This window comes from Massilia oculi (assembly GCF_003143515.1).
GTDB lineage: Bacteria > Pseudomonadota > Gammaproteobacteria > Burkholderiales > Burkholderiaceae_D > Telluria > Telluria oculi.
On sequence record NZ_CP029343.1, the window covers coordinates 3,325,069 to 3,350,584 of the forward strand.

20 protein-coding genes and 1 pseudogene are annotated in these 25,516 nt (G+C 65.0%); 14 read left to right on the forward strand and 7 right to left on the reverse strand.

The features are described from left to right. Nucleotides 1-3: 3 nt before the first annotated feature. The gene (locus tag DIR46_RS15215; RefSeq protein WP_109345967.1) at nt 4-1,197 is read right to left on the reverse strand and encodes a M20 aminoacylase family protein; all 1,194 of its coding nucleotides are present in this window, start codon (nt 1,195-1,197) and stop codon (nt 4-6) included. A gap of 174 nt (nt 1,198-1,371) precedes the next feature. On the opposite strand from DIR46_RS15215, the gene DIR46_RS15220 reads away from it, so the two are divergent. The 4 genes and pseudogenes from DIR46_RS15220 to DIR46_RS15235 all read left to right on the forward strand — a co-directional run bounded on the left by DIR46_RS15220 (nt 1,372) and on the right by DIR46_RS15235 (nt 8,195). Then, nucleotides 1,372-3,474 carry a molybdopterin-containing oxidoreductase family protein gene (locus DIR46_RS15220; RefSeq protein WP_109345968.1) on the forward strand — a complete coding sequence of 701 codons (2,103 nt, stop codon included), beginning with the start codon at nt 1,372-1,374 and terminating at the stop codon, nt 3,472-3,474. Nucleotides 3,475-3,499: 25 nt separating this feature from the next. After that, the gene (locus DIR46_RS15225) at nt 3,500-4,576 is read left to right on the forward strand and encodes an aminopeptidase (RefSeq protein WP_109345969.1); all 1,077 of its coding nucleotides are present in this window, start codon (nt 3,500-3,502) and stop codon (nt 4,574-4,576) included. 160 nt (nt 4,577-4,736) lie between these two features. Beyond that, nucleotides 4,737-6,427, forward strand: a pseudogene (locus DIR46_RS15230) (long-chain-fatty-acid--CoA ligase). An 85-nt stretch (nt 6,428-6,512) separates the two neighbouring features. After that, entirely contained in the window at nt 6,513-8,195 is a 1,683-nt protein-coding gene (locus DIR46_RS15235; protein WP_109345970.1) for a long-chain-fatty-acid--CoA ligase, read from the forward strand. 32 nt (nt 8,196-8,227) lie between these two features. Here DIR46_RS15235 and DIR46_RS15240 read toward each other — a convergent pair whose 3' ends face one another. Next, nucleotides 8,228-8,671: an acyl-CoA thioesterase gene (locus tag DIR46_RS15240; RefSeq protein WP_109345971.1), complete on the reverse strand. Its 444-nt coding sequence runs from the start codon at nt 8,669-8,671 to the stop codon at nt 8,228-8,230. A gap of 62 nt (nt 8,672-8,733) precedes the next feature. On the opposite strand from DIR46_RS15240, the gene DIR46_RS15245 reads away from it, so the two are divergent. Continuing rightward, the gene (locus tag DIR46_RS15245; protein WP_109345972.1) at nt 8,734-10,611 is read left to right on the forward strand and encodes an ABCB family ABC transporter ATP-binding protein/permease; all 1,878 of its coding nucleotides are present in this window, start codon (nt 8,734-8,736) and stop codon (nt 10,609-10,611) included. Here the strand turns inward: DIR46_RS15245 and DIR46_RS15250 are convergent. The 3 genes from DIR46_RS15250 to DIR46_RS15260 form a co-directional block, all read right to left on the reverse strand. Next, on the reverse strand, nt 10,605-11,690 hold the full coding sequence (locus DIR46_RS15250) for a type II asparaginase (protein ID WP_109345973.1): 1,086 nt from the start codon (nt 11,688-11,690) through the stop codon (nt 10,605-10,607). The two genes, DIR46_RS15245 and DIR46_RS15250, sit on opposite strands and share 7 nt — an antisense overlap. A gap of 41 nt (nt 11,691-11,731) precedes the next feature. Beyond that, nucleotides 11,732-13,015 (reverse strand): metal-dependent hydrolase family protein, encoded by a 1,284-nt coding sequence (locus DIR46_RS15255; RefSeq protein ID WP_109345974.1) that lies wholly within the window; start codon nt 13,013-13,015, stop codon nt 11,732-11,734. Between the two features lie 93 nt (nt 13,016-13,108). Beyond that, on the reverse strand, nt 13,109-14,377 hold the full coding sequence (locus DIR46_RS15260) for a dicarboxylate/amino acid:cation symporter (RefSeq protein ID WP_109345975.1): 1,269 nt from the start codon (nt 14,375-14,377) through the stop codon (nt 13,109-13,111). A 275-nt stretch (nt 14,378-14,652) separates the two neighbouring features. On the opposite strand from DIR46_RS15260, the gene pyrC reads away from it, so the two are divergent. Genes pyrC through DIR46_RS15285 form a run of 5 tightly spaced genes read left to right on the forward strand, consistent with a single transcriptional unit; the run spans nt 14,653 to nt 18,263 of the window. Beyond that, nucleotides 14,653-15,702: a dihydroorotase gene (pyrC, locus tag DIR46_RS15265; protein ID WP_109345976.1), complete on the forward strand. Its 1,050-nt coding sequence runs from the start codon at nt 14,653-14,655 to the stop codon at nt 15,700-15,702. An 8-nt stretch (nt 15,703-15,710) separates the two neighbouring features. Further along, nucleotides 15,711-16,502, forward strand: a complete 792-nt coding sequence (locus DIR46_RS15270) for a DUF3025 domain-containing protein (RefSeq protein ID WP_109345977.1) — start codon at nt 15,711-15,713, stop codon at nt 16,500-16,502. 13 nt (nt 16,503-16,515) lie between these two features. Continuing rightward, nucleotides 16,516-17,505, forward strand: a complete 990-nt coding sequence (locus DIR46_RS15275) for a Gfo/Idh/MocA family protein (protein WP_109345978.1) — start codon at nt 16,516-16,518, stop codon at nt 17,503-17,505. 10 nt (nt 17,506-17,515) lie between these two features. Then, a complete protein-coding gene (locus DIR46_RS15280) occupies nt 17,516-17,899 on the forward strand; it encodes a glyoxalase superfamily protein (protein WP_109345979.1) in 384 nt (127 codons plus the stop codon). After that, nucleotides 17,889-18,263 (forward strand): YggL 50S ribosome-binding family protein, encoded by a 375-nt coding sequence (locus DIR46_RS15285; RefSeq protein ID WP_109345980.1) that lies wholly within the window; start codon nt 17,889-17,891, stop codon nt 18,261-18,263. The genes DIR46_RS15280 and DIR46_RS15285 overlap by 11 nt, the downstream gene beginning before the upstream one ends. 34 nt (nt 18,264-18,297) lie before the next feature. On the opposite strand, the gene DIR46_RS15290 is transcribed toward DIR46_RS15285, so the two are convergent. Both DIR46_RS15290 and recG read right to left on the reverse strand, forming a co-directional pair. Further along, complete coding sequence (locus DIR46_RS15290) at nt 18,298-18,699, reverse strand: hypothetical protein (protein ID WP_109345981.1); 402 nt, start codon at nt 18,697-18,699, stop codon at nt 18,298-18,300. 25 nt (nt 18,700-18,724) lie between these two features. After that, nucleotides 18,725-20,785 (reverse strand): ATP-dependent DNA helicase RecG, encoded by a 2,061-nt coding sequence (recG, locus tag DIR46_RS15295; RefSeq protein WP_109345982.1) that lies wholly within the window; start codon nt 20,783-20,785, stop codon nt 18,725-18,727. A gap of 105 nt (nt 20,786-20,890) precedes the next feature. Here recG and queA point away from each other — a divergent pair, with 105 nt between their 5' ends. The 4 genes from queA (at nt 20,891) to secD (ending at nt 25,502) form a co-directional block, all read left to right on the forward strand. After that, nucleotides 20,891-21,913, forward strand: coding sequence for a tRNA preQ1(34) S-adenosylmethionine ribosyltransferase-isomerase QueA (gene queA / locus DIR46_RS15300; protein ID WP_109345983.1), 1,023 nt, complete (start codon nt 20,891-20,893; stop codon nt 21,911-21,913). 10 nt (nt 21,914-21,923) lie between these two features. Then, nucleotides 21,924-23,063 carry a tRNA guanosine(34) transglycosylase Tgt gene (gene tgt / locus DIR46_RS15305; protein WP_109345984.1) on the forward strand — a complete coding sequence of 380 codons (1,140 nt, stop codon included), beginning with the start codon at nt 21,924-21,926 and terminating at the stop codon, nt 23,061-23,063. Nucleotides 23,064-23,241: 178 nt separating this feature from the next. Then, entirely contained in the window at nt 23,242-23,571 is a 330-nt protein-coding gene (gene yajC, locus DIR46_RS15310; RefSeq protein WP_109345985.1) for a preprotein translocase subunit YajC, read from the forward strand. A gap of 56 nt (nt 23,572-23,627) precedes the next feature. After that, nucleotides 23,628-25,502 (forward strand): protein translocase subunit SecD, encoded by a 1,875-nt coding sequence (gene secD, locus DIR46_RS15315; RefSeq protein WP_109345986.1) that lies wholly within the window; start codon nt 23,628-23,630, stop codon nt 25,500-25,502. Nucleotides 25,503-25,516 lie beyond the last annotated feature (14 nt).

The window sequence follows — 25,516 nt, forward strand, 5'->3', positions numbered from 1 at the left end:
GCCTCAGGCCACAGGCAAGCTCATCTCCGCCAGCCGCACCCAGTAGCTGGCGCCGATCGGCAGCAGGTTGTCGTTGAAGTCGTAGCTGGCATTGTGCAGCTGGCAAGGGCCGAGCCCATGGCCGCCGGTGCGGTGGTCGCCTTCGCCATTGCCGATGAAGACATAGCAGCCCGGCTTGGCCTGCAGCATGAAGGCGAAATCCTCGGCGCCCATGGTCGGCTCGACATTGGCGTCGACCTGGGCCGGGCCCACCACCGCGCGCATCGCCTCGATCGCGAACGCGGTCTGTTCCGGATGGTTCACCAGCGGCGGGTAATTGCGCTTGAAACCGAAATCGATGCTGGCGCTAAAAGCCGCAGCGATGCCATTGGCCATCTCCTGCATGCGGCGTTCGACCAGGTCGAGCACGTCGGTGGTGAAGGTGCGCACCGTGCCGACCAGTTCGGCTTCGTCGGGGATGATATTGGTGGCGCTGCCGGCATGGATTTGCGTGATCGACAGCACCGCGGTGTGCAGCGGGTTCTTTTCGCGCGAGACGATGGTCTGCCAGGCTTGCGCGATCTGCACCGCCACCATCACCGGATCGATGCCGCGATGCGGCTGCGCCGCGTGCGCGCCCTTGCCGCGCACGGTCACGCGGAACTCGTTACTCGAGGCCATCATCGGGCCGGAGACGACGCCGAAATGCCCTTCCGGAATGCCTGGCCAATTGTGCATGCCATACACGGCATCCATCGGGAAGCGCTCGAACAGGCCGTCGTCGATCATGCGCCTGGCGCCGCCGCCGCCTTCCTCGGCCGGCTGGAAGATCAGGTACACGGTGCCGTCGAAGTTGCGGTGCTGCGCCAGGTAGTGGGCGGCGCCGAGCAGCATCGCGGTATGGCCGTCATGGCCGCAGGCGTGCATCTTGCCCGCGTGGGTCGAGGCGTGCGCGAAGCCGTTCAGTTCCTGCATCGGCAGCGCGTCCATATCGGCGCGCAGGCCGATCGCGCGTTCCGAGGTGCCGTTCTTGATGATGCCGACCACGCCGGTCACGCCCAGGCCGCGCACCACGGGGATGCCCCACGCGCTCAGGCGTTCGGCAACGATGTCGGCGGTACGGTGTTCTTCGTAGCACAGCTCCGGGTGGGCATGCAGGTCACGTCGGATGGCCTGGATCTCTGCTTGAGACGCCAGGATAGGTTCCACTAGTTTCATCGTGTTCTCCTCGCTGTTTGCGAATGTGTCACCACGCTGTCCAGCCTTTGCATGGCATCGTTTTAACTATTGTAGCGTGCCTCAAACAGACTTGACAGAGGAGGGCACGAAGCCCGCCGGAATCGGATAAAGTATTGGATTCACGCAGTTTTTTCACCGTAGCCTCATAAGAAAATGACCATTATCCACGTCCGTGCGACCTGCCCCCACGATTGTCCCGACACCTGCGCCATCCTCGTCAAGGTCGAAGACGGCGTCGCGAAAGAAGTGAAGGGCGATCCGGAGCATCCGACCACGGCCGGGGTGTTGTGCACCAAGGTGTCGCGCTATGTCGAGCGCACCTACCACCCTGACCGCGTGCTGTATCCGATGCGTCGCGTAGGCCGCAAGGGAGAAGGGAAATTCGAGCGCATCAGCTGGGACGAAGCCCTCGACACCATCGCAAAACGTCTGCAGGACATCGGCGCGCGCGACCCGCAAGCCATCCTGCCCTACAGCTACTGCGGCACCATGGGCCTGGTGCAGGGCGAATCGATGTCGCTGCGCTTCTTTAATAAACTGGGCGCCTCGCTGCTCGACCGCACCATCTGCGCCACCGCCGGCGCCACCGGTTACCGCTACACCATCGGCAGTTCGATCGGCACCGACCTCGAGGAGTTCCAGGACGCCAGGCTGATCCTGATCTGGGGCGGCAACCCGATCGCCTCCAACCTGCACTTCTGGATGCGCGCGCAAGAAGCCAAGCGCCGTGGCGCGACGCTGATCGCGATCGATCCCTACCGTTCCCTGACGGCCGAAAAGTGCCACCAGCACATCGCCCTGTTGCCAGGCACCGATGCCGCGCTGGCGCTGGGCATGATGCACGTCCTGATCAAGGAAGACCTGCTCGACCACGACTATATCGAGCGCTACACGCTCGGCTTCGAGCCACTGAAGGCGCGCGCGCTCGAGTGGACGCCCGAGCGCACCGCGCAAACCTGCGGCATCACGGTAGACGAAGTGGTCGATCTGGCGCGCCTGTACGGACAGACCGCGAAGCGCGGCGAAGCGGCCTCGATCCGCGTCAACTATGGCATCCAGCGCGTGCGCGGCGGCGGAATGGCGGTGCGCAACATCACCTGCCTGCCGGCGCTGGTGGGCGCCTGGCGCCTGCCGGCCGGCGGCATCCAGCTGTCGACCTCGGCGTCGTTCCCCACCAACCGTCCGGCGCTGCAGCGCCCGGATCTCTTGGGAGGCCGCACGCCGCGCACGATCAACATGACCACCATCGGCGACGACCTGCTCAGGGAGGCGTCGCCGGAGTTCGGCCCGAAGATCGAAGCCGTCATCGTCTACAACGCCAACCCGCTGGCGATCGCGCCCGATTCGCGCAAGGTGCAGCAGGGCTTCGAGCGCGAAGACCTGTTCACCGTGGTGCTCGAGCACTTCCACACCGACAGCGCCGACTATGCCGATATCCTGCTGCCGGCCACCACCCAGCTCGAGCACGTCGATGCGCACCTGGCCTATGGCCACCTGTACATGATGGCGAATAACGCCGCCATCGCACCGGTCGGAGAATCGAAGCCGAACACCGAATTCTTCCGCCTGCTGGCGGCGCGCATGGGTTACGACGACCCGTGCTTCCAGGAGAGCGACGACGAGATCGCGGCCCAGGCCTTCAACAAGAGCGATGCGCGCGCGATCCACTTCGACTGGGATTCGCTCAAGCGCAGCGGCTGGAAGAAGCTGAACATGCCGGCCGCGCCGTTCGCCGAGGGCGGTTTCACGACCCCGTCCGGCAAGTGCGAGTTCTTCTCGGAGAGCATGCTGGCCGATGGGCTCGATCCGGTGCCCACCTATATTCCGCCATACGAGTCTGTTGCTTCCAACCCTGACTTGGCCGAAAAATACCCGCTGGCGATGATTTCTCCGCCGGCAAGGAACTTCCTCAACTCGACGTTTGTCAATGTAAAGAGCCTGCGCGCAACTGAGGGCGAACCGCACCTCGACATCCACCCGAACGACGCTGCCGCACGTGGCATCGCCCACGGTGACATGGCGCGTATTTTTAACGACCGCGGTTCGTTCATCGCCCGCGCACGCGTGACCGACAAGGCGCGTGCTGGATTGGTGGTGGGCTTGTCCATCTGGTGGAAGAAACTCGCCAGCGACGGCAAGAACGCCAATGAAGTCACCAGCCAGCGTTTGACCGACATGGGCCGGGCGCCCACTTTCTACGACACCCTCGTGCAGGTCGAAAGAGCTGCACCCTTGACGCGAGATGAAACCCTCTAGATTTTCCCAGGCCTTCAAGCCAGTCATGGTCGCGGCAGCCGCAGCCCTCATGTTGTCAAGCTGCTCATCCCTCTCGTACTACACCCAGGCCGCGCAAGGCCAGCTGCAATTGCTGACCAATGCGCGTCCGATCGACGACTGGATCGCCGATGGCAACACCAACGTCAAGCTGCGCCATCGCCTCGAGTCGGCGCGCCAGATCCGCCGCTTCGCCATCCAGGAAATGAAACTGCCCGATAACGGCAGCTACACCAACTACACCAATCTCGGCCGGCCCTACGTGTTGTGGAACGTGGTCGCCACGCCCGAGCTGTCGCTCAAGCCCATCCAGTGGTGCTTCCCGGTGGCCGGCTGCGTGAACTATCGCGGCTACTATAGCAAGGCCGAGGCCCAGGCGTATGCCAGGCAGCTGCGCGCGCAGGGCAACGACGTCGAGGTCGGGGGCGTGAGCGCCTACTCGACCCTGGGCTGGTTCAGCGATCCCCTGATGTCGACCTTCATCCATTATCCGGACGCCGAGCTGGCGCGCCTGATTTTCCACGAGCTGGCGCACCAGGTGGTCTACGTGGCGGGCGATTCGCAGTTCAATGAATCCTTTGCCAGCGCGGTGGAGCAGGCCGGCGTGGAAGCCTGGCTCGAGCGCTTCGGCAATCCCCAGATGAGCGAAGCGTACGAACGCTACAAGAGCCGCAAGAGCGACTTTCTGGCGCTGCTGCTGCGTTATCGCGGCGAGCTGGAGCGTACGTACAAGAGCATGGAGCCCGACGGCGTCAAGCGCGCCACGAAGGCGCGCCTGTTTCTGGCGCTGCAGGACGACTACCAGGTGCTCAAGGCGAACTGGGGCGGTTATGCTGGCTATGACCGCTTCTTCGCCGAACCGCTGTCGAATGCTCACCTGGCCTCGGTGGCGACTTATAACGATTTCGTGCCGGCGTTTCGCGTTTTGCTGCGCCGCGAGAAGACGTGGAACGGCTTCTACAAGGCCGTCAACCGCTTGGCAAAGCTCGACAAAGAGGAGCGTCATCGTGTGCTCAAACGCCTTGGCGCGACGACCACTCCGGGCACGCTGGTGGTGCAGCGCACCATCGGCGCGTCTCCGTAGAGTACCGGTTCCAATCTCGGTAAAAGCGCTTGCGCACAGGGGCGCTGCCCGATAGCATCACATCAGCGATGGCAAACCCACAAGCCACGTGCGCAGGCGCGCCCGGCAAGCACCTCCGGCGGCCCGACCATAACGATAAAAATCGAGACAGAGGTGAGCGATGGACAAAATTTGGCTGCAGTCGTATCCCCGGGCGTGCCTGCGGAGATTGATCCGGATCAATACCGCTCCTTGGTGCATTTGCTCGAAGAATCCTTCAGCAAGTTCGCGGACCGCAAGGCCTATGTGTGCATGGACAAGTTCCTCACCTATGGCGAACTCGATATGTATTCGAAGCGGCTGGCCGCCTGGCTGCAGAGCCGCGGCCTGGCCCCCGGCGCGCGCGTGGCGATCATGATGCCGAACGTGCTGCAGTATCCGATCGCGCTGGCCGCCGTGCTGCGCGCCGGCTACACCGTCGTCAACGTCAATCCGCTGTACACCGCGCGCGAGCTGGAACACCAGCTCACCGACTCGGGCAGCGAAGCGATCATCGTGCTGGAAAATTTCGCCCACACCGTGCAGAAGGTGATGGGCAAGAGCCCGCTGCGCCACGTGGTGGTGGCCAGCATGGGCGAGATGCTGGGCGGCGTGAAGGGCATGCTGGTCAACTTCGTGGTCCGCAACGTCAAGAAGATGGTGCCCGAGTTCTCGCTGCCGAACATGGTCACGTTCAAGGAAGCGCTGGCCCAGGGCGAGCGCATGCCGTTCAAGCCGGCCGAGCTCAAGGTCGACGACGTCGCCTTCCTGCAGTACACGGGTGGCACCACCGGCGTCTCCAAGGGCGCCACGCTCACCCACCGCAACGTGATCGCCAACGTGCTGCAGACCGAAGCCTGGGCCGAGCCGTGCATGAAACAGACCGCGGGCGAGCAGGTCACGATCGTGTGCGCGCTGCCGCTGTACCACATCTTCGCGCTGACCGCGTGCGCGATGTGGGGCATGCGCATGGGCGCACTGAACGTCCTGATCGTAAACCCGCGCGACATCCCCGCCTTCGTCAAGGAACTGGCAAAATACCGCGTCAACATGCTGCCGGCCGTGAATACGCTGTATAACGCGCTGGCCAACAACCCTGAGTTCGCCCACCTCGATTTCTCGGCGCTGCGCATGTGCAATGGCGGTGGCATGGCGGTGCAAAAGCCCGTGGCCGACAAGTGGCGCGAGCTGACCGGCGTGGCCATCGTCGAAGGCTACGGCTTGTCCGAGACCTCGCCCGTGGCCACCTGCAACCGCGCCGACAGCACGGAGTTCACCGGCACCATCGGCCTGCCGGTGCCGTCGACCGACATCGCGATCATCGACGACGAAGGCCGCCACATGGCGCCGGGCGAGATCGGCGAGATCGCCATCCGCGGCCCGCAGGTGATGGCCGGCTACTGGAACCGTCCCGACGAAACCACGAAGGTGATGACGGCCGATGGCTTCTTCCGCTCGGGCGACGTGGGCGTCATGGACGCTGCCGGCTTCGTGAAGATCGTCGACCGCAAGAAGGACATGATCCTGGTCTCGGGCTTCAACGTCTATCCGAACGAGCTCGAAGGCGTGATCGTCGGCCATCCGGGCGTGCTCGAATGCGCCGTGGTCGGCGTGCCGGACGAGCATTCGGGCGAGGCGGTCAAGGTATTCGTGGTAAAGAAAGACCCTGGCCTCACGGCCGAACAGCTGATGGACTACTGCAAGGAGCAGTTCACCGGCTACAAGCGACCGAAGTACATCGAATTCCGCGACGAGCTGCCGAAGACCAACGTCGGCAAGATCCTGAGGCGCGCGCTGAGGGACGAGAAAAAGCAGGCGGAGACGGTGGCATAAGCATTGTGACGGGACTACCCCGGCGAAAGCCGCCCCGTCGGGCGGCTTTCGCGTTTTATTGGAACCAACAAGGAAGGCAGGACAGATGGACAAATTTTGGCTCTCGTCGTACGAGAACGGCGTGGCGACGGAAATCGATCCGACCCAGTACCGCTCGCTGACGCATTTGCTGGAGGAGGCGTTTCGCAAGTACGCCGACCGCAAGGCCTATGCCTGCATGGGCAAGTCCATCACGTTTGCGGAACTCGATGCGATGTCGCAGCGCATGGCGGCCTGGCTGCAGGCGCGCGGCCTGAAACCGGGCGCGCGCGTGGCGATCATGCTGCCCAACGTGCTGCAGTATCCGGTGGCGCTGGCCGCCGTGCTGCGCGCCGGCTACGTGGTCGTCAACGTCAACCCGCTGTACACGCCGCGCGAGCTGCAGCACCAGCTGGTCGACTCGGGCGCCGAGGCGATCGTGGTGCTCGAGAACTTCGCCCACACGCTCGAGCAGGTCCTCGGCCAGACGAGCGTCAAGCACGTTGTCCTGGCCACCATGGGCGACCTGCTGGGCGGCCTGAAAGGCACGCTGGTCAACCTGGTGGTGCGCAAGGTCAAGAAGATGGTGCCGGCCTATTCGCTGCCGGGCGCGATCGGCTTCAACAAGGTGCTGGCCGACGGCGCGCGCGAGACGCTCAAGCCGGTCGCGATCGGTCATGACGACATCGCCTTCCTGCAGTACACCGGCGGCACCACCGGCGTGTCGAAGGGCGCGGTGCTGCTGCACCGCCACGTGATCGCCAACGTGCTGCAGAACGAAGCCTGGTTCGCCCCGACCCTCGCCAGGCTGAAGGCCGGCGAACAGCCGCAGTTCGCCTGCGCGCTGCCGCTGTATCACATCTATGCGCTCACGGTCTGCGCGCTGCTCGGCCTGCGCATCGGCGGCATGAACCTCCTGATCCCGAACCCGCGCGACATCAAGGGTTTCATCAAGGAGCTCGGCGGTTACCGCATCAACATCTTCCCGGCCGTGAACACGCTGTACAACGGCCTGCTCAACAACGACGATTTCGCCAGGCTCGATTTCTCGGGCCTGATGGTGTGCCCGGGTGGCGGCATGGCGGTGCAGAAGGCCGTCGCCGACAAGTGGCTCAAGACCACCGGCATCCCGATCGTCGAGGGCTATGGCCTGTCCGAGACTTCGCCGGTGGTGACCGCCAACCGCTGCGACATCACCGATTTCACGGGCACCATCGGCCTGCCGCTGCCGTCGACCGAGCTGCGCATCCTGGACGAAGCGGGCAATGCAGTCCCGTTCGGCACGGCCGGCGAGATCGCCGTGCGCGGCCCGCAGGTGATGGCCGGCTACTGGCAGCGCGACGACGAGACGGCCAAGGTCATGACCGCCGACGGCTTCTTCAAGACCGGCGACATCGGCATCATGGACGACAGGGGCTATACGCGCATCGTCGACCGCAAGAAGGACATGATCCTGGTGTCGGGCTTCAACGTCTATCCGAACGAAGTCGAGGGCGTGGTGGCCGCGCACCCGGGCGTGCTGGAAGTGGCGTGCGTGGGCGTGCCGGACCAGAACTCGGGCGAGGCCGTGAAGCTGTACGTGGTGAAGAAGGACGCCGACCTGACCACCGAACAGCTCAAGGAATTCTGCAAGGAGCAGCTGACCGGCTACAAGCGGCCCAAGTTCATCGAGTTCCGCGAGACCCTGCCGAAGACGAACGTCGGCAAGATCCTGCGGCGCGAACTGCGCGACGAGAAGAAGACCGCCTGATACTGAAGGCCGCCGATCCGGCGGCCTTTCTTTTAACGGTGCGCCACCAGCGATTCGAGCGGCGGCAGCTGGCGCGGCTTGCGGTCCGGGCCGGTGGCGACATAGGTCAGCGTCGCCTCGGTCACCTTGACCACCTCGGCCGCCAGGCGGTTGCGCTCGGCGTACACCTCGACGAAGACGGTGACCGAGGTGTTGCCGACCTTGGTGATGTCGGCATAGAACGACAGCAGGTCGCCCACGAATACCGGGTTCTTGAAGAGGAAGGAGTTGACGGCGATGGTCGCCACGCGGCCATTGGCGCGGCGTGTGGCCGGCAGCGAGCCGGCCAGGTCGACCTGGGCCATGATCCAGCCGCCGAACACGTCGCCATACACATTGGCGTCGGACGGGGCGGGCATGACGCGCAGTTCCGGCATCTTGCCTGCGGGGAGGCGGACGGTGGTGGGCGTGGCGACGGTGTTTTCGGGCGTGGTCATCGTGAATTCTCGGTAAAAGCTACAATCGACCCGAATTGAACCATAAATCCCGAAGCCCCGTCATGCGCCGCAACTCCGCTCCACTCCCGCCCGATCCCAAAGCCGGTCCCCGTAACGACTGGGCCACCCTCAAAACGCTGTTCCCCTACCTGTGGGTCTACAAGTGGCGGGTGATGGCCGCCATGGCCGCGCTGGTCGGCGCAAAACTGGCCAACGTCGGCGTGCCGCTGGTGCTCAAGAAGATCATCGACGGCCTGGCGATCGACCCGGCGCACCCGCACGCGCTGCTGGTGCTGCCGCTCGGGTTGCTGGTCGGCTACGGTTTGCTGCGCCTGTCGATGACGGTCTTCACCGAGTTGCGCGAGTTCCTGTTCGCGCGCGTGACCCAGCGCGCGGTGCGCACCATTGCGCTCAAGGTGTTCCGCCACCTGCACGCGCTGTCGCTGCGCTTCCATCTGAATCGCCAGACCGGCGGCATGACGCGCGACATCGAGCGCGGCACGCGCGGCGTGAATACCCTGATCTCGTATTCGCTGTTCAGCATCGTGCCGACGCTGGTCGAGATCTCGCTGGTGCTGGCCTACCTGGTGTTCCACTACGATATCTGGTTCACCATCATCACCGCGGTGGCGCTGACGTCCTACATCACCTTCACGGTGGTCGTGACCGAATGGCGCACGCACTTCCGGCGCACCATGAACGAGCTGGAGTCAAAAGCCTCCACCAAGGCCATCGACTCGCTGCTCAACTACGAGACCGTCAAGTACTTCGGCAACGAGGACTACGAGGCGCGCCGCTACGACGAAGGCCTCAAGAACTACGAGAACGCCGGCGTGCGCTCGCAGACCTCCTTGTCGTTCCTGAATACCGGCCAGTCCCTGATCATCGCCACTGCGGTCACCCTGATCCTGTGGCGCGCAACCGAGGGCGTGATCGCCGGCACCATGACGCTGGGCGACCTGGTGCTGGTCAATACCTTCATGATCCAGCTGTATGTGCCGCTCAACTTCCTGGGCGTGATCTACCGCGAGATCAAGCAAAGCCTGGCCGACATGGAGCGCCTGTTCGGGCTGCTGGACCAGAACCGCGAAGTGGCCGACAGTCCCAAGGCCCGGCCGCTGGTGACGAAGGGCGCCGAGGTCGCGTTCTCGCACGTCGAGTTCAGCTACGAAGCCAAGCGGCAGATCCTGTTCGACGTCGACTTCACGATTCCCGCCGGGACCACGACCGCGGTGGTGGGGCATAGCGGCTCGGGCAAGTCGACCCTGTCGCGGCTGCTGTTCCGCTTCTATGACGTCAACGGCGGCGCGATCCGCATCGATGGCCAGGATCTGCGCGACATCACCCAGGACTCGCTGCGCGCCGCGATCGGCATCGTGCCGCAGGATACGGTGCTGTTCAACGACACGATCGAATACAACATCGCCTATGGCCGGCCCGGCGCCAGCCGCGAGGACATCGTGGCGGCCGCGCGCGCGGCATCGATCCACGACTTCATCGAGAGCCTGCCGGACGGCTACGGGAGCATGGTGGGCGAGCGCGGCCTGAAACTGTCGGGCGGCGAAAAGCAGCGGGTGGCAATCGCGCGCACCCTGCTCAAGGACCCGGCGATCCTGATTTTCGACGAGGCCACGTCGGCCCTCGATTCGCGCTCGGAGCAGGCGATCCAGGCGCAGTTGAAGGAGATCGCGAAGAACCGCACGACGCTGGTGATCGCGCACCGCCTGTCGACGATCGCCGATGCGCAGCAGATCATCGTGCTCGACCACGGCAGGATCGTCGAGCGCGGCACGCACTATTCTCTGCTGGCGGCGCAGGGCCTGTATGCGCAGATGTGGGAACGGCAGCTGGCGCGGCCGGATGAGGATGTTGCGTCGCCGCCGCAGGAGGCGATGGCGGACGTGGATGGCGAGCCGTCCACGTCAAGGGGGCATCAGTAGGTGTAGAACATCCGCTGGATGTTCCTGGTATCGGTCGTCCTGGTCAACGCCAGCATCAGGAGAATGCGCGCCTTCTGCGGGCTCAGGGTGTCGGCCACCACGAAGTCCAGCTCGTCGTCGTTGGCTTCGCCATTGCGCGCCACGATACCCTGGCCGACGCGGCTCGCGCGCACGATCACGACGCCGTCCTTGCGCGCCTCGACCAGCGCCGGCCTGGTTTTCGCCGGCAGGCTGCCATTGCCCACGCCCGCATGCACCAGCCCCCTGGCGCCGGCTGCGACCAGCGCATTGACGGCCACGTCACCCACGTTCGCATAGGCATAGGCCACGTCGACCTGCGGCAGCGCATCGAGCTTGCTCACGTCGAACTCGGTGTCCAGCGTGTGGTTGCGCACCACGTTACGGTAGAAGAACGGCTGGCCGCCCTGGATGTAGCCGATCACGCCCAGTTCCGACGTACGGAAGGTGTCGGTCGTGGTGGTGTTGGCCTTGGTGACGTCGCGCGCCGAATGGATCTGGTCGTTCATCGCCACCAGCACGCCGCGGCCGGCCGCCTCGGGCGTGCCGGCCAGGCGCACCGCGTTGTACAGGTTGATCGGGCCGTCGGCCGACAACGCGGTCGATGGCCGCATCGAACCGACCAGCACCACCGGCTTCTTGCTCTTGACCGTCAGGTGCAGGAAATACGCCGTTTCTTCCAGCGTGTCGGTGCCGTGGGTGATCACGATGCCGTCCACGTTCGGCTGCGCCAGCAGCACGTTGACGCGCTTGGCCAGTTGCAGCCACTGCGCGTCGCTGATGTTTTCGCTGGCGATCTGGAACACCTGCTCGCCGGAGACATTCGCCACCTTGGCGATCTCGGGCACCGCCGCGATCAGCGATTGCACGCCCACGGTGGCGGCGGTGTAGCCGACCGTGGTGGTGCTGGTGGCGCCGGTGCCGGCGATGGTGCCGCCGGTGGCGAGGATGGTCACGTTCGGCAGTTTCGTGGTCTGGGCTTGCACCGCGGCCGCGAACAGGAACAGGAAGCCAAACAGCGCGGCGCGCGCGCGTGCGGCTTGGGGGAACAGCTGGGACATCGTGTCACTACCTTTCTAAAACTGGCGGGATACCCTGGAAATCAGGGCTTCTTGTAGACCACGCCATCCTTCATTACAAACTTGACCTGCTCGAGCACTTTCACGTCCTGCAGGGGATCCCCCTCGACCGCGATGATGTCGGCCGCGAAGCCCGGTGCGATGGCGCCCAGGCGCTTCGGCTGGTCGAGCAGGATGGCGGCGTTGACCGTGGCCGAGCGGATCGCGTCAGCCGGCGTCATGCCCGCTTCGACCATGTAGCCGAATTCCTTTGCGTTCTCGCCATGCGGGAACACGCCGGCATCGGTGCCGAAGGCGATCTTCACGCCGGCTTTATAGGCGCGGCCGAAGGTGGCTTGCAGCTGCGGGCCGATCGCGGCCGCCTTCGGACGCACCAGGGCGGAGTAATAATTCGGTTCCTTGGCCTTGTCCGCCACGTAGCGGCCAGCCGAGATGGTCGGCACGTACCAGCCGCCGCCTTTCTTGAACAGGGCGATGACCTCGTCGTCCATCAGGGTGCCGTGCTCGATCGAGTCGACGCCGACGCGCAGCGCGCGCTTCATGCCTTCGGCGCCGTGGGCGTGGGCCGCGACGCGGAAACCGTAGTCCTTCGCGGTGCTCACCACGGCGCGCAGCTCGTCCTCGGTGTACTGCGAGTTGTGGCCGCTGGCGGCCTGGCTCAGGACGCCGCCGGTGGCGGTCACCTTGATCAGGTCGGCGCCATCCTTGTAGCGGGTGCGCACCGCCTGGCGCGCTTCCTCCGGGCTGTTCAATACACCCTCGGCCGGGCCGGGCGTGCCGATCTTCTCGGACAGGAAGTGCGACAGGTTGTTGGTCGGGTCGGCGTGGCCGCCGGTGGTGGCCAGCGATTTGCCGGCGGTGAACATGCGCGGGCCCGGCACTTCGCCGGCGGCGATGGCGCGCTTGAGCGAGATGTTCAGGTTGTCGGCGGCGCCCAGGTCGCGCACCGTGGTGAAGCCGGCCATCAGGGTGCGCTCGGCGTACTTCACCGAACGATAGGCCATGTCGGCCGGATTGGCGACGAGGCGGTCGCGGTAGGCGTCGACCGCCGGCTGGGTTTCGCTGGTCAGGTGCACGTGCATGTCGATCAGGCCCGGCAGGCAGCTGTGGCGAGACAGGTCGATATTGCCGGCAGCTTGCGTCATCGGTCCCACCGAGACGATGCTGCCGTTCTCGATCACGATGCTGACGCGCTCGCGCCATGCGCCTTTCTGGACGTCCAGCAGCCGGCCGCAGTTGACCGTCTGGGTGGCGGCGTGCGCGCCGTTCAGGGCCAGCAGCATGCCGGCGGCAACGATCTGTTTCATCTCTTTCCCCTTGTTGTGATTATCGATATTGAAAAAACAAAGGCCCTCCATCGCTGGAAGGCCTCGGGCACTACGGGCAGCCGCTCACCACACCTACTTCAGCGGCGAGATGGCCGGTTCCTTGTTGGGGTCGCCCAAATCTCCCTCCCACTTGGCGACGACGGCGGTGGCGATGCCGTTGCCGATCACGTTGGTGGCCGAGCGGGCCATGTCCAGGAAGTGGTCGATCGCCAGCAGCAGCAGCAGGCCGGCCTCGGGAATGTCGAACTGGTTCAGGGTCGCGGCGATCACGACCAGCGAGGCGCGCGGCACGCCGGCCATGCCTTTCGAGGTCAGCATCAGCACCAGCATCATGGTGATCTGGGTGCCGATCGACAGGTCGATGCCATAGGCCTGGGCGATGAAGACGGCGGCGAAGGTGCAATACATCATCGAGCCGTCCAGGTTGAACGAGTAGCCGATCGGCAGCACGAACGAGGCCAGGCGGTTCTTGACGCCGAAGCGCTCCAGGCTTTCCAGGGTTTTCGGGAAGGCTGCTTCGGACGAGGCGGTCGAGAAGGCCAGCACGGTCGGGCCGCGCAGCTCCGAGATCAGGCGCAGGATGCGCGGGCCGATCACGGCCATGCCGATGCCGATCAGGACGACCCACAAGAGCGCGATGCCGAAGTAGAACTGGGCCATGAAGATGCCATAGGTCGACAGCACGCCCAGGCCGCTCTTGGCGATGATGCCGGCCACCGCCGCGAACACCGCGATCGGGGCGAAGTTCATCACGTAGCCGGTCAGCTTGAGCATGACGTGGGCGACGCCGTCGATGGCGTCGATCATCGGCGTGGCGCGCGCGCCGACCGCGGCGGCGGCGGTGCCGAAGAACACCGAGAACACGACGATCTGCAGGATCTCGTTCCTGGCCATGCCGTCGACGATCGAGGTCGGGATCAGGTGGGTGATGAAGTCCTTCATCGTCAGGCTGCCGCTGGTGATGCCCGATTGCGCGTCGACCGGCGGCATCATGCCCGCCGCGAACAGCGCGTCGCCCGGACGGAAGATGTTCACCAGGACCAGGCCCAGCGACAGCGAGATGATGGAGGCGATCACGAACCAGCCCAGCGCCTTGACGCCGATGCGGCCGACTTCCTTGGCGTCGCCCATCTTGGCGATGCCGACCACCAGGGTCGCGAACACCAGCGGCGCGATGATCATCTTGATCAGGCGGAGGAACATCGTGGTAATCAGCGACATCGTGTCGGAGAAGCTCGTCGCGCCCGCCGCGTCCGTATTGGCGTTGACCAGGTAGCCGACCACGATGCCGACCACCAGGGCGATCATGATGAAGGTAGTCAGGCGATTTCGATTGTTCATAAAGCTTCCTGTCGTGTGGACCTGTGCAGGGCCGGCGGCGGCGGGTCGCGCTGTCGCTGGCGGATTGTTCGGGCAATGGCCGGTTTTCGAGGACCGAAGGCCGGTTGGTGCTGAAGATTATGGCAAGTTCCGCAGTATCCTAGGCACTGTTAGTGCTGTCAAGCATGCGGACGCCATTGCCGTTACGGCAATCCGGCTCGCCTTTCCGGTCCCTCCAACGCACCCTGCGCGCCGCCGCGCAGGTAAAATACGCCATTCGTTTTCCGAGAGCCGCCATGTCCACCATCGAGACCCCAGACACCATCACCATCACTCGTCCAGACGACTGGCACCTGCACCTGCGCGACGGCGCGGCGATGGCCAGCGTATTGCCGCACACCGCCCGCCAGTTCAGCCGCGCGATCGTGATGCCGAACCTGCGCCCGCCGGTGACCACGGCCGCCGCCGCCCTTGAGTACCGCGCGCGCATCCTGGCCGCGCTGCCGGAAGGGATGGTTTTTGAGCCGCTGATGACGCTGTACCTGACCGACAACACCGATCCGGACGAGATCCGCCGCGCCCAGGACACCGGTTTCATCCACGCGGTCAAGCTGTACCCGGCCGGCGCCACCACCAATTCGGATGCCGGCGTCACCGACCTCAAAAAGTGCTACAAGACGCTGGAAGTGATGCAGGAAGTCGGCATGCCGCTGCTGGTGCATGGCGAAGTGACCGACAACGAGATCGACCTGTTCGACCGCGAAGCCGTGTTCATCGAGCGCGTGATGCGTCCGCTGCGTAAGGACATGCCGGCCCTGAACGTGGTGTTCGAACACATCACCACCAAGGACGCGGCCCAGTACGTGGCCGAGGCCGAAGGCCCGATCGCGGCCACCATCACCGCCCACCACCTGCTGTACAACCGCAACGAAATCTTCCGCGGCGGCATTCGCCCGCACTTCTACTGCCTGCCGGTGCTCAAGCGCGAAGAACACCGGCTGGCGCTGGTCACCGCCGCCACCAGCGGCGACGAGCGCTTCTTCCTGGGCACCGACTCGGCTCCGCACGCGGTGCACACCAAGTACGCCGCCTGCGGCTGCGCCGGCTGCTACACCGCGCTGCACGCGATGGAGATGTACACCGAAGCCTTCGCCCAGGCCGGCGCGCTGGATAAGCTCGAAGCCTTCGCCAGCTTCAACGGCCCGGCCTTCTACAACCTGCCGAGGAACGTTGGCACGATCACGCTCAAGCGCGAATCGTGGACCCTGCCGGAATCGGTGCCGATGGGCGAACACCAGCTGGTGCCGCTGAACGCGGGCGAGAGCATCAACTGGAAGATGGTATAAGCAGCGCCGTGCTGCCGCCGATCGACTGGGCGCGGCCGTGGTACGACTCGGTGCGCCCAAGCTTTGAGCGCGCCGCGCCGCCGCCGGATGCCTTCATCGACGCCTTCAACGTAGCGGCGCGCGGGCTCGACCTGCGCAACGGCGCCGGCATGCCCTTGTCCTTCGTGCCGCAGGCCGCGCTGCCGGAAGGGGTGGCGTACGAGGAATTCATCGGCGCCACCGGCCAGGTGCCGACCCGCGACAACCTGCACGATTTCTTCAATGCGTTGGTGTGGCAGACCTTCCCGGGTATCAAGCGCGCGCTGAACGCGCTGCAGGCGGCGCAGATCGCGCAGGCCGGCGTCGGCAAGTCGCGCGGGCCGGCGCGCGACGCCGCCACGATCTTCGACGAGAACGCGGCCCTGCTGGTGGTGCGCGACGATGAAGCCGGGCGGGCGCTGGTCGACGACTTGCGTGCGCACCGCTGGCTCGCCGCCCTGTACGATCGGCGTGACTCGTTCGGCAAGGACGTCGAGGTCTGGCTGTTCGGCCACGCGCTGATGGAAAAGCTGGTGGCGCCGCGCAAGGCGATCACCGCGCATACGCGGGTGGTATTCGCCGGCGACGATTACTTTGCGCTGCCACGCGATGCGCGGCGCGCCTGGCTCGACCGCGAGGTGGCGGCCAGCCTGGCGACGCAAGACCTGACGCCGGGCGGCTTCACGCCCTTGCAGGTGCTGGGCATCCCGGGCTGGTGGCCTGGACAAGACCCTGATTTTTATCTGGATACGACTGTATTCCGTCCCAAGCGGACGGCTTGAAGAGGAGAAGCCGATGGCTGAAACGGTACGCTGGGGGATACTCGGCACGGGCAAGATTTCGCGCGCCTTTGCCAATGCATTGAAGGACGTGCCGGGCGCCGTGCTGGCCGCCGTGGGCTCGCGCAGCCATGACAAGGCCGCGGCCTTCGCCGAAGAGTTCGGCGCATTGGCCAGCTACGGCTCGTGCGAGCTGCTGGCCCAGGCCGAGGGCGTCGACCTGATCTACATCGGCACGCCACACCCGGAACACGCCGGCAACGCTCTGATGGCGCTGCGCGCCGGCAAGGGCGTGCTGTGCGAGAAGCCGTTCACGATGAACCTGCGCGAAGCCGAGCAGGTGGTGACCCTGGCGCGCTCGAAACGCCTGTTCCTGATGGAGGCGATGTGGACGCGCTACCTGCCGGCCTACCTGGAAGTGAAGCGCATCCTGGCCTCGGGCGAGATCGGCACCCCGCGCCAGGTCGTCGCCGACTTCGGCTTCGCCGCCGCCTTCGGTCCCGAGCACCGCGTCTTCAATCCCGAGCTGGGCGGCGGCGCGCTGCTCGACCTGGGCATCTACCCGCTGTCGGTCGCGGCCGGCCTGTTGGGCCCCGTGCTCGAAGTGCGCGCGCAGGCCCAGATGGGACCGACCGGCGTCGACGTCCAGACCGGCTTCACGCTCAAGCACGAAGGCGGCGGCATGTCGGTGTGCAGCTGCTCCCTCCTGGCGCGCACGCCGGCCGAGCTGACCGTGTCGGGCGAGCGCGGCCAGGTGCGGATGAACACCATGTTCCACCGCGCGACCTCGGTCACGGTCAAGCTGGACGACGGCAGCGAGCGCACGATCGAAACCCCGTATCTCGGCAACGGCTACGTGCACGAGGCGATCGAGGCCCAGCGCTGCTGGCAGCAGGGGCTGTTGGAAAGCCCGTCGATGACGCAGGGAGAGACGCTGGCGCTGATGGGCGTGATGGACGAGATCCGGCGCCAGATCGGCCTGCGTTACGCGGCCGACCGCGCTTAGGGCGGACGCCATGAAGCTCGGGAGCGTCACGCCGATCCTGCGCGTCTTCGACGAGGCCAAGGCCCGGGAATTCTACGTCGATTACCTCGGATTCACGGCCGACTGGGAGCACCGCTTCGGCCCTGGCATGCCGCTCTACCTGCAGGTGTCGCGCGGCGACTGCGTGCTGCACCTGAGCGAGCATCACGGCGATTGCTGCCCGGGCGCCGCGCTGAGGATCGAGGTCGACGACGTCGACGGCCTGCATGTCGAGCTGGCCGCCAAACATTATGGTTATGCGCGGCCCGGGATCGAGAACACGCCGTGGGAGACGCGCGAGCTGAGCGTCAAGGATCCGTTCGGGAACAGGCTGACGTTCGTACATTCAACCGCCAAGGAAAACCATGAAACGTGATGTTCGCGCGACCAGTTGCATACGGCGCTTGAATCGGCGGCAACGCAAGAAGCTGCGCGTTGCCGAATTCACCGAGCATGTCTTCGACGTCGAGATCAGGTTCGTGCAAGCGCTGGATGGCGCGCCTTACGACCGTTTGATCGACGATCTGCTCGGCTTCCTGGAACAGCGCGGCCTGCTCGGCGGCGCTTTCGGCGGTCGCATGCCATTGACGGAAACGTCTGGTGTCATCACGACGATCGAGCGAGGTTCGCCAAGCGAGGAGGACCGTGAAGCGGTGGGGCGGTGGCTGCGTGCACGCTGCGAAGTGGCGGATGTGCGTGTCCTCGAATTGACCGACGGGTGGCACGGCTACCCCCTCTGATACTGGTCTTCTGGTCACATTACCGACTAGCCGCTCAATCGGCTGCCGGCATATCCACGATATGCCGCGCATCAAGCGCCCGGATGCGCGGCTCGACGTAGTAGCCGCCCGCTTCGACATACGTGAGGCAGTAGCGCCGGCAGGCCTCGCACTGCTGGACCGCGCACCGATTATAAGGAAAGTAATGCAGGGCGATCGGCGCGTCGGGCGACCAGTAATTGGTCCCATGCGGATGGTATTCGGTATAGGTCGGCTCGGCGTACGGGTCGCCCGCCAGCGTGCCGGCCGGGCGCATTTGCGCTTGCGGAAACGATACCGGGATGCGCGTCCACCCGGCGTAGCTGGCGATCTCGCAGGTACAAGGACCCGTCACCCGCGCCGAAGCCTGGGCCAGGGCGGTCAGTTCGTCGATATCCAGCGCTTGCTCCTGCGTCATTGTGTGTCTTTCTCGTATTGATCCATCAAACCTTCAGGAATTCCTCGCGCCCACCCAGCCAGCGCGCCAGGTGCGCATCGACCACCGCGATCTTCTCGGGCTTTTCGCCATCGAGCAGATACTGCGCCACGTCGCGCGCGCGGTCGACCAGCCAGCCATCGAGCTCCAGGTCGGCAAAGCGCAGCATCGCCTGGCCCGACTGGCGCGCGCCCAGGAATTCGCCCGGGCCGCGGATCTCCAGGTCGCGCCGCGCGATCTCGAAGCCGTCGGTCGTTTCGCGCATCGTCATCAAACGCTGTTTGGCCACCTGGCCCAGCGGCGACTGGTAGAGCAGCAGGCATACCGAGGCCGCCGAGCCCCGCCCGACCCGCCCGCGCAGCTGGTGCAGCTGCGACAGGCCGAAGCGCTCGGCATGCTCGATCACCATCAACGAGGCATTCGGCACGTCGACCCCGACCTCGATCACCGTGGTCGCCACCAGCACGTGCACCTCGCCCGCCGTGAAGGCGTCCATCACGTCCTGTTTTTCGGCCGGTTTCATGCGGCCATGCACCAGCCCCACCTGCAGCTCGGGCAGCGATTCGGCGAGGGTCTCGTAGGTCTCGGTCGCGGTCTGCAATTGCAGGGCCTCGGATTCCTCGATCAGCGGGCAGACCCAGTACACCTGCCGGCCTTCGAGCGCCGCCGCGTAGACGCGCTCGATCACTTCGTCGCGCCGCATCTGGTCGATCGCGCGCGTGACGATGGGGCTGCGTCCAGGCGGCAGCTCGTCGATCACCGACACCTCCAGATCGGCGTAATACGTCATCGCCAGCGTGCGCGGGATCGGCGTGGCCGACATCATCAATTGGTGCGGCACCAGGCCGTCGCTGCCCTTGTTGCGCAGGGTGAGGCGCTGGCCGACGCCGAAGCGGTGCTGCTCGTCGACGATCACCAGGCCCAGTTTCGCGAACTGCACGGTGTCCTGGATCAGCGCATGGGTGCCGATCACCAGGTTCGCCTCGCCCGACTCGATCAACTCGTTCGACGCGGCCTTCTCTTTTTTCTTGAGGCTGCCGGTGAGCCAGGCGACTTTCACGCCGAGCGGCTCCATCCAGGCCGCGATCTTGCGGAAATGCTGCTCGGCCAGGATCTCGGTCGGCGCCATCAGCGCCGCCTGGTAGCCGCTGTCGATCGCCTGCGCCGCGGCCAGCGCCGAGACCACGGTCTTGCCGCTGCCGACGTCGCCCTGCAGCAGGCGCTGCATCGGATAGCCTTCGCGCAAGTCCGCGCGGATCTCTTCCACCACGCGCCGCTGGGCGCCGGTCAGCTTGAACGGCAGCGCCGCCAGGAAGGCTTCCGACAGCCGGCCCACCGCGCGCAGGTGCGGCGCCCCTTTCTCGCGCCGCGCACGCTGCGCCCGTTTCAGCGACAGCTGCTGCGCCAGCAGCTCGTCGAACTTCATGCGCTCCCAGGCCGGATGCGATTTTTCGCCCAGCGCATGTTCGTCGACGTCGGCCGGCGGGTAGTGCAGCAGTTTCACGGCCGGCTCGAAGTCGATCAGCCCCATCTTGGCGCGGATGCCCGCGGGGACGGTATCGCTCCAGTCGATCCGCTTCATCGCGTCGGCGATCGCGCGCCGCAGCACCGTCTGCGACAGGCCTTCGCCGGCCGGATACACAGGCGTGAGCGAGAAAGGCAGCGGCGCGCCTTCGTTGACGACCTTGTATTGCGGATGCACCATCTCGGCGCCGAAGAAGCCGTGTTTCAGTTCGCCACGCGCCCGGATGCGCACGCCTTCGGCCATCTGCTTGACCTGGCTGCCGTAGAAATTCATGAAGCGCAGCAGCAGGTCGCCCGATTCGTCGGCGATGGTCACCAGCAGCTGGCGCCGTGGCTTGAACGAGATTTCGTTCTTGGTCACCACGCCTTCGACCTGCGAAACATGGCCGCCGCGCAGGCAGGCTTCGCGGATGGACACGATCCGGGTCTCGTCCTCGTAGCGCATCGGCAGGTGCAATACCAGGTCCATGTCGCTGCGCAGTCCGAGGCGGGCGAGCTTGCTTTCGAGGGTTTTGGGTGGATTTGTGGTCTTGGAGGCGGGCATATCGCGGCAAAATGGCGCTCGCTGGCGTAAAATAGAAGGTTCGCCATCAGCGCTGGAGCCTGTATTGTAAAGCTGGCAGCGCTTATTTTCCCAGAATTGAGAATAATGTACTCGCTTTCCGATTTCGACTTCGAGCTGCCCCCCGAGCGCATCGCGCAGCTGCCCCTGCCAGACCGCAGCGCCTCGCGCCTGCTGCAGCTCGACGGTGATCAGATCCTCGATCGCCACTTCTCCGACATCGTCGACCAGCTCCAGCCGGGCGACCTCTTGGTGATGAACAATACCCGCGTGCTCAAGGCGCGCTTCTTCGGCGTCAAGGAAACCGGCGGCCAGGTCGAGGTGCTGGTCGAGCGCGTGCTCGACGAGCGCACCGTGCTGGCCCAGGTGCGCGCGTCCAAGTCGCCCAAGCCGGGCAACCGCATCCGCCTGGCCGATGCCTTCGACGTCACGGTCGGCGAACGCGCCGGCGAATTCTTCACCCTCCATTTCGAGGGCGATGTGTTCGAGCTGATCGAAGCCCACGGCCGCCTGCCGCTGCCGCCCTATATCGAGCACACCGCCGACGAATTCGACGAGCAGCGCTACCAGACCGTGTACTCGAAAGAGCCGGGCGCCGTCGCCGCGCCGACCGCCGGCCTTCACTTCGACCAGCCGCTGCTCGACAAGTTGGCGCAAAAAGGCGTCAGGTTCGCCTACGTCACCCTGCACGTCGGCGCCGGCACCTTCCAGCCGGTGCGGGTCGAGGATTTGAGCGAGCACAAGATGCACACCGAGTGGTACACCATTTCGCAAGAGACGGTGGACGCGGTGCGCGCCGCGAAAGCGGCGGGCCGCGACGTGGTCGCCGTCGGCACCACCAGCTTGCGCGCGCTGGAGTCGGCCTCGCAAAGCGGCGAGCTGGTCGCAGGCAGTGCCGATACCGCGCTGTTCATCACGCCCGGCTACACCTTCAAGACCGTCACGCGCCTGGTCACCAACTTCCACCTGCCCAAGTCGACCCTGCTGATGCTGGTGTCGGCCTTCGCCGGTTTTGCACCGATCCGCAAGGCCTATGCCCATGCGATCGCCAACGAATACCGCTTCTTCAGCTATGGCGACGCCATGCTGCTGACGACCACTTCACGTTGATGGAAAAACGATGCTCGAATTTACCCTGCTCAAGAAAGACACCAGCGGCCTGTCGCATGCCCGCCGCGGCCGCCTGAAGCTGAACCACGGCACCATCGAAACCCCGATCTTCATGCCGGTCGGCACCTATGGTTCGGTCAAGGCCATGTCGCCGGTCGAACTCAAGGAAGTCGGCTCGCAGATCATCCTCGGCAACACCTTCCACCTGTGGCTGCGTCCCGGCGTCGACGTGATGAACAAGTTCGGCGGCCTGCATGGGTTCATGGGCTGGGACAAGCCGATCCTGACCGACTCCGGCGGCTTCCAGGTGTTCTCGCTGGGCGCCATGCGCAAGATCACGGAAGAGGGCGTCAAGTTCGCTTCGCCGATCGACGGCTCGCGCCAGTTCCTGTCGCCCGAGATCTCGATGCAGATCCAGCGCGCGCTGAACTCGGACATCGTGATGCAGTTCGACGAATGCACCCCATACGAGATCGACGGCCGCCCGGCCACCGCCGAAGAAGCGGCCAAGTCGATGCGCATGTCGCTGCGCTGGGCCCAGCGCTCGATGAACGAATTCACCGGCGGCGAAAACCCGAACGCGCTGTTCGGCATCGTCCAGGGCGGCATGTACGAGCACCTGCGCGACGAGTCGCTGGCCGGCCTGGAAGACATCGATTTCCCGGGCCTGGCGATCGGCGGCCTGTCGGTCGGCGAACCGAAGGAAGACATGAAGCGCATCCTGGCCCATGTCGGCCCGCGCCTGCCCGAGAACAAGCCGCACTACCTGATGGGCGTCGGCACGCCGGAAGACCTGGTCGACGGCGTGGCGAACGGCGTCGACATGTTCGACTGCGTGATGCCGACCCGGAATGCGCGCAATGGCTGGCTGTTCACCCGCTTCGGCGACGTCAAGATCAAGAATGCGCGCTACAAGGACGACCAGGCGCCGCTGGACGAGAGCTGCGATTGCTATTGCTGCAAGAATTTCTCGCGCGCCTACCTGCACCACCTGCACCGCTCGAACGAAATCCTGGGCGCCCGCCTGAACACGATCCACAACCTGCATTACTACCTGAAGTTGATGCAGGAAATGCGCGACGCCATCGATGCCGACCGTTTCAACGAGTTCCGCATCGCGTTCAATGCGGGCCGCGCACGCGGCGTGTAAGCACTCGCTCACTTGCTCAGCCCGGCGCTGTCGTATTGACGGTGGCGCCGGAATTTAATTTCTAGCAAGCTCTTGCAATACCGAAAAGCAAGATTACCTATCTCCAGATTTGGTGTCCGGCGACTGGCCGATGCTAGAATACACCGCTTATTTTTTTAACTTCACCATCGGAGTTCTTGTGTTCATTTCCAACGCTTACGCGCAAACCGCCGCCGCTGACCCAGGCATCATGGGCAGCCTGACGACCTTCCTGCCGCTGATCCTGATGTTCGTGGTCATGTATTTCCTGATGATCCGTCCTCAGCAGAAACGTCAGCGCGAGTTGAAAGCGATGATGGATGCACTGACCAAGGGCGATGAAGTCGTGACCGCCGGCGGCATCGTCGGCCGCGTCTCGAAAGTGACCGACGCCTACGTCACCCTGGAAATCGCTACCGGCACCGACATCACCGTGCAGAAGAACGCAGTGACCACCCTGCTGCCGAAGGGCACCCTGAAAGCCCTGTAAGAGCAAGCTCCGTGCGGCCCGCGGGCCGCACTGCCCAACCTGAACGCCGGAACACTATGAATCGCTATCCCGTCTGGAAATACCTAATGATCGTCATCGCGCTGCTGCTCGGCGCGTTGTACACGGCGCCTAACTACTTCGGCGAAACGCCGGCGTTGCAGGTGACATCGGGCCGCTCGACCCTGAACATCACCAGCGCCTCCACCACCCTGGTCGAGGATGCGCTCAAGCGTACCGGCATCGCCCATACCGGCATCTCCCTCGAAGGCAGCGGCCATACGACGTCGGTGCGTGTGCGCTTCGCCGGCACCGAAGAACAATTCAAGGCCAAGCTGGCCCTGGAGCGCGAACTGAACCGCGACCCGGCCAACCCCGACTACATCGTCACCGTCAACCTGGTCACCAATACCCCGGCCTGGATGGAAAAGATCGGCGCGGGTCCGATGAGCCTCGGCCTCGACTTGCGCGGCGGTGTGCACTTCCTGCTGCAGGTCGATACCAAGGCCGTGGTCGACAACAAGGTCAAGGCGCTGCAAGCCAGCGTGCGCAGCAACCTGCGCGACGAAAACGTGCGTCACGCCGGCATCGAGCGCGTGGGCGACACCATCGAAGTGCGCTTCCGCGATGCCGCGACCCGTTCCGCCGCACGCAACGTGCTGACCTCGCGCTCGAACGAGCTGAACTTCGCCGAGGCCGCCGACGGCGCCGACCAGAAGCTGGTCGTCAGCCTCAAGCCCGATGCGATCAAGCGCAGCGTCGAAGACGGCGTCAAGCAGAACATCGTGACCCTGTCCAAGCGTATCAATGAGCTGGGCACCACCGAACCGATCATCCAGCAGCAGGGCGCCGACCGCATCGTGGTGCAATTGCCTGGTGTGCAAGACGTGGCGCGCGCCAAGGACATCATCGGCCGCACCGCGACCCTCGAGCTGCGCATGGTCGACCAGAGCGTGACCCCGGGCACCGAGCTGTCGGCCGCCATCCCGCTCAATTCCGAACTGTTCACCGAAGGCCGCGGCGCCCCGGTCGTGCTGTCGCGCGACATCATCCTGACCGGCGAATACATCTCGAGCGCCACCGCCAGCTTCGACCAGAACCAGCAGCCGGCCGTCTCGATCGACCTGAACGGCGACGGCGGCCGCCGCATCCGCCAGGCCACCCGCGACAACGTCGGCAAGCGCATGGCGATCCTGCTGAAAGAGAAGGGCGTCTACAACGTCCTGTCGGCCCCGACCATCCAGAGCGAGCTGGGTTCGACCTTCCAGATCACCAATATGGGCACCTCGCAGGACGCCAACGAGCTGGCCCTGCTGCTGCGCTCGGGCGCGCTGTCGGCGCCGATGGAATTCGTCGAGGAACGCGTGATCGGCCCGCAGCTGGGCGCCGAGAACATCGAACGCGGCCTGCACTCGACCATCTGGGGCTTCGTGGCGATCGCGGTCTTCATGATCATCTACTACCACCTGTTCGGCGTGTTCTCGGCGCTGGCGCTGGCGGCCAACGTGCTGTTCCTGCTGGCCCTGCTGTCGATCCTGGGTATCACGCTCACCCTGCCGGGCATCGCCGCAATCGCGCTGGCGCTGGGCGTCGCGATCGACTCCAACGTGCTGGTCAACGAGCGCATCCGCGAAGAGCTGCGCGGCGGCGCGCCGCCGCAGGCGGCGATCGCGGCCGGCTCCAAGCACGCGTGGGACACCATCGTCGACTCCAACGTGACCACCCTGATCGTCGGCCTGGCGCTCCTGATCTTCGGTTCCGGTCCGGTGCGCGGCTTCGCCGTGGTGCACTGCCTGGGCATCCTGACCTCGATGTTCTCGGCGGTCGTCGTGGCCCGTGGCTTCGCCAACCTGTGGTATGGCCGCCAGAAGAAACTGACCAAGATTTCGATCGGCACGGTCTGGCAGCCGGGCATGTCGCCCACCAAGAAGTAAGGACTCGAGACTGA

Bases quoted from the DNA above. Each gene is read 5' to 3' on its own strand.
- DIR46_RS15215 (WP_109345967.1), bottom strand. From the start codon at position 1,197: ATGAAACTAGTGGAACCTATCCTGGCGTCTCAAGCAGAGATCCAGGCC.
- DIR46_RS15220 (WP_109345968.1), top strand. From the start codon at position 1,372: ATGACCATTATCCACGTCCGTGCGACCTGCCCCCACGATTGTCCCGAC.
- DIR46_RS15225 (WP_109345969.1), top strand. From the start codon at position 3,500: ATGGTCGCGGCAGCCGCAGCCCTCATGTTGTCAAGCTGCTCATCCCTC.
- DIR46_RS15235 (WP_109345970.1), top strand. From the start codon at position 6,513: ATGGACAAATTTTGGCTCTCGTCGTACGAGAACGGCGTGGCGACGGAA.
- DIR46_RS15240 (WP_109345971.1), bottom strand. From the start codon at position 8,671: ATGACCACGCCCGAAAACACCGTCGCCACGCCCACCACCGTCCGCCTC.
- DIR46_RS15245 (WP_109345972.1), top strand. From the start codon at position 8,734: ATGCGCCGCAACTCCGCTCCACTCCCGCCCGATCCCAAAGCCGGTCCC.
- DIR46_RS15250 (WP_109345973.1), bottom strand. From the start codon at position 11,690: ATGTCCCAGCTGTTCCCCCAAGCCGCACGCGCGCGCGCCGCGCTGTTT.
- DIR46_RS15255 (WP_109345974.1), bottom strand. From the start codon at position 13,015: ATGAAACAGATCGTTGCCGCCGGCATGCTGCTGGCCCTGAACGGCGCG.
- DIR46_RS15260 (WP_109345975.1), bottom strand. From the start codon at position 14,377: ATGAACAATCGAAATCGCCTGACTACCTTCATCATGATCGCCCTGGTG.
- pyrC (WP_109345976.1), top strand. From the start codon at position 14,653: ATGTCCACCATCGAGACCCCAGACACCATCACCATCACTCGTCCAGAC.
- DIR46_RS15275 (WP_109345978.1), top strand. From the start codon at position 16,516: ATGGCTGAAACGGTACGCTGGGGGATACTCGGCACGGGCAAGATTTCG.
- DIR46_RS15280 (WP_109345979.1), top strand. From the start codon at position 17,516: ATGAAGCTCGGGAGCGTCACGCCGATCCTGCGCGTCTTCGACGAGGCC.
- DIR46_RS15285 (WP_109345980.1), top strand. From the start codon at position 17,889: ATGAAACGTGATGTTCGCGCGACCAGTTGCATACGGCGCTTGAATCGG.
- DIR46_RS15290 (WP_109345981.1), bottom strand. From the start codon at position 18,699: ATGACGCAGGAGCAAGCGCTGGATATCGACGAACTGACCGCCCTGGCC.
- recG (WP_109345982.1), bottom strand. From the start codon at position 20,785: ATGCCCGCCTCCAAGACCACAAATCCACCCAAAACCCTCGAAAGCAAG.
- queA (WP_109345983.1), top strand. From the start codon at position 20,891: ATGTACTCGCTTTCCGATTTCGACTTCGAGCTGCCCCCCGAGCGCATC.
- tgt (WP_109345984.1), top strand. From the start codon at position 21,924: ATGCTCGAATTTACCCTGCTCAAGAAAGACACCAGCGGCCTGTCGCAT.
- secD (WP_109345986.1), top strand. From the start codon at position 23,628: ATGAATCGCTATCCCGTCTGGAAATACCTAATGATCGTCATCGCGCTG.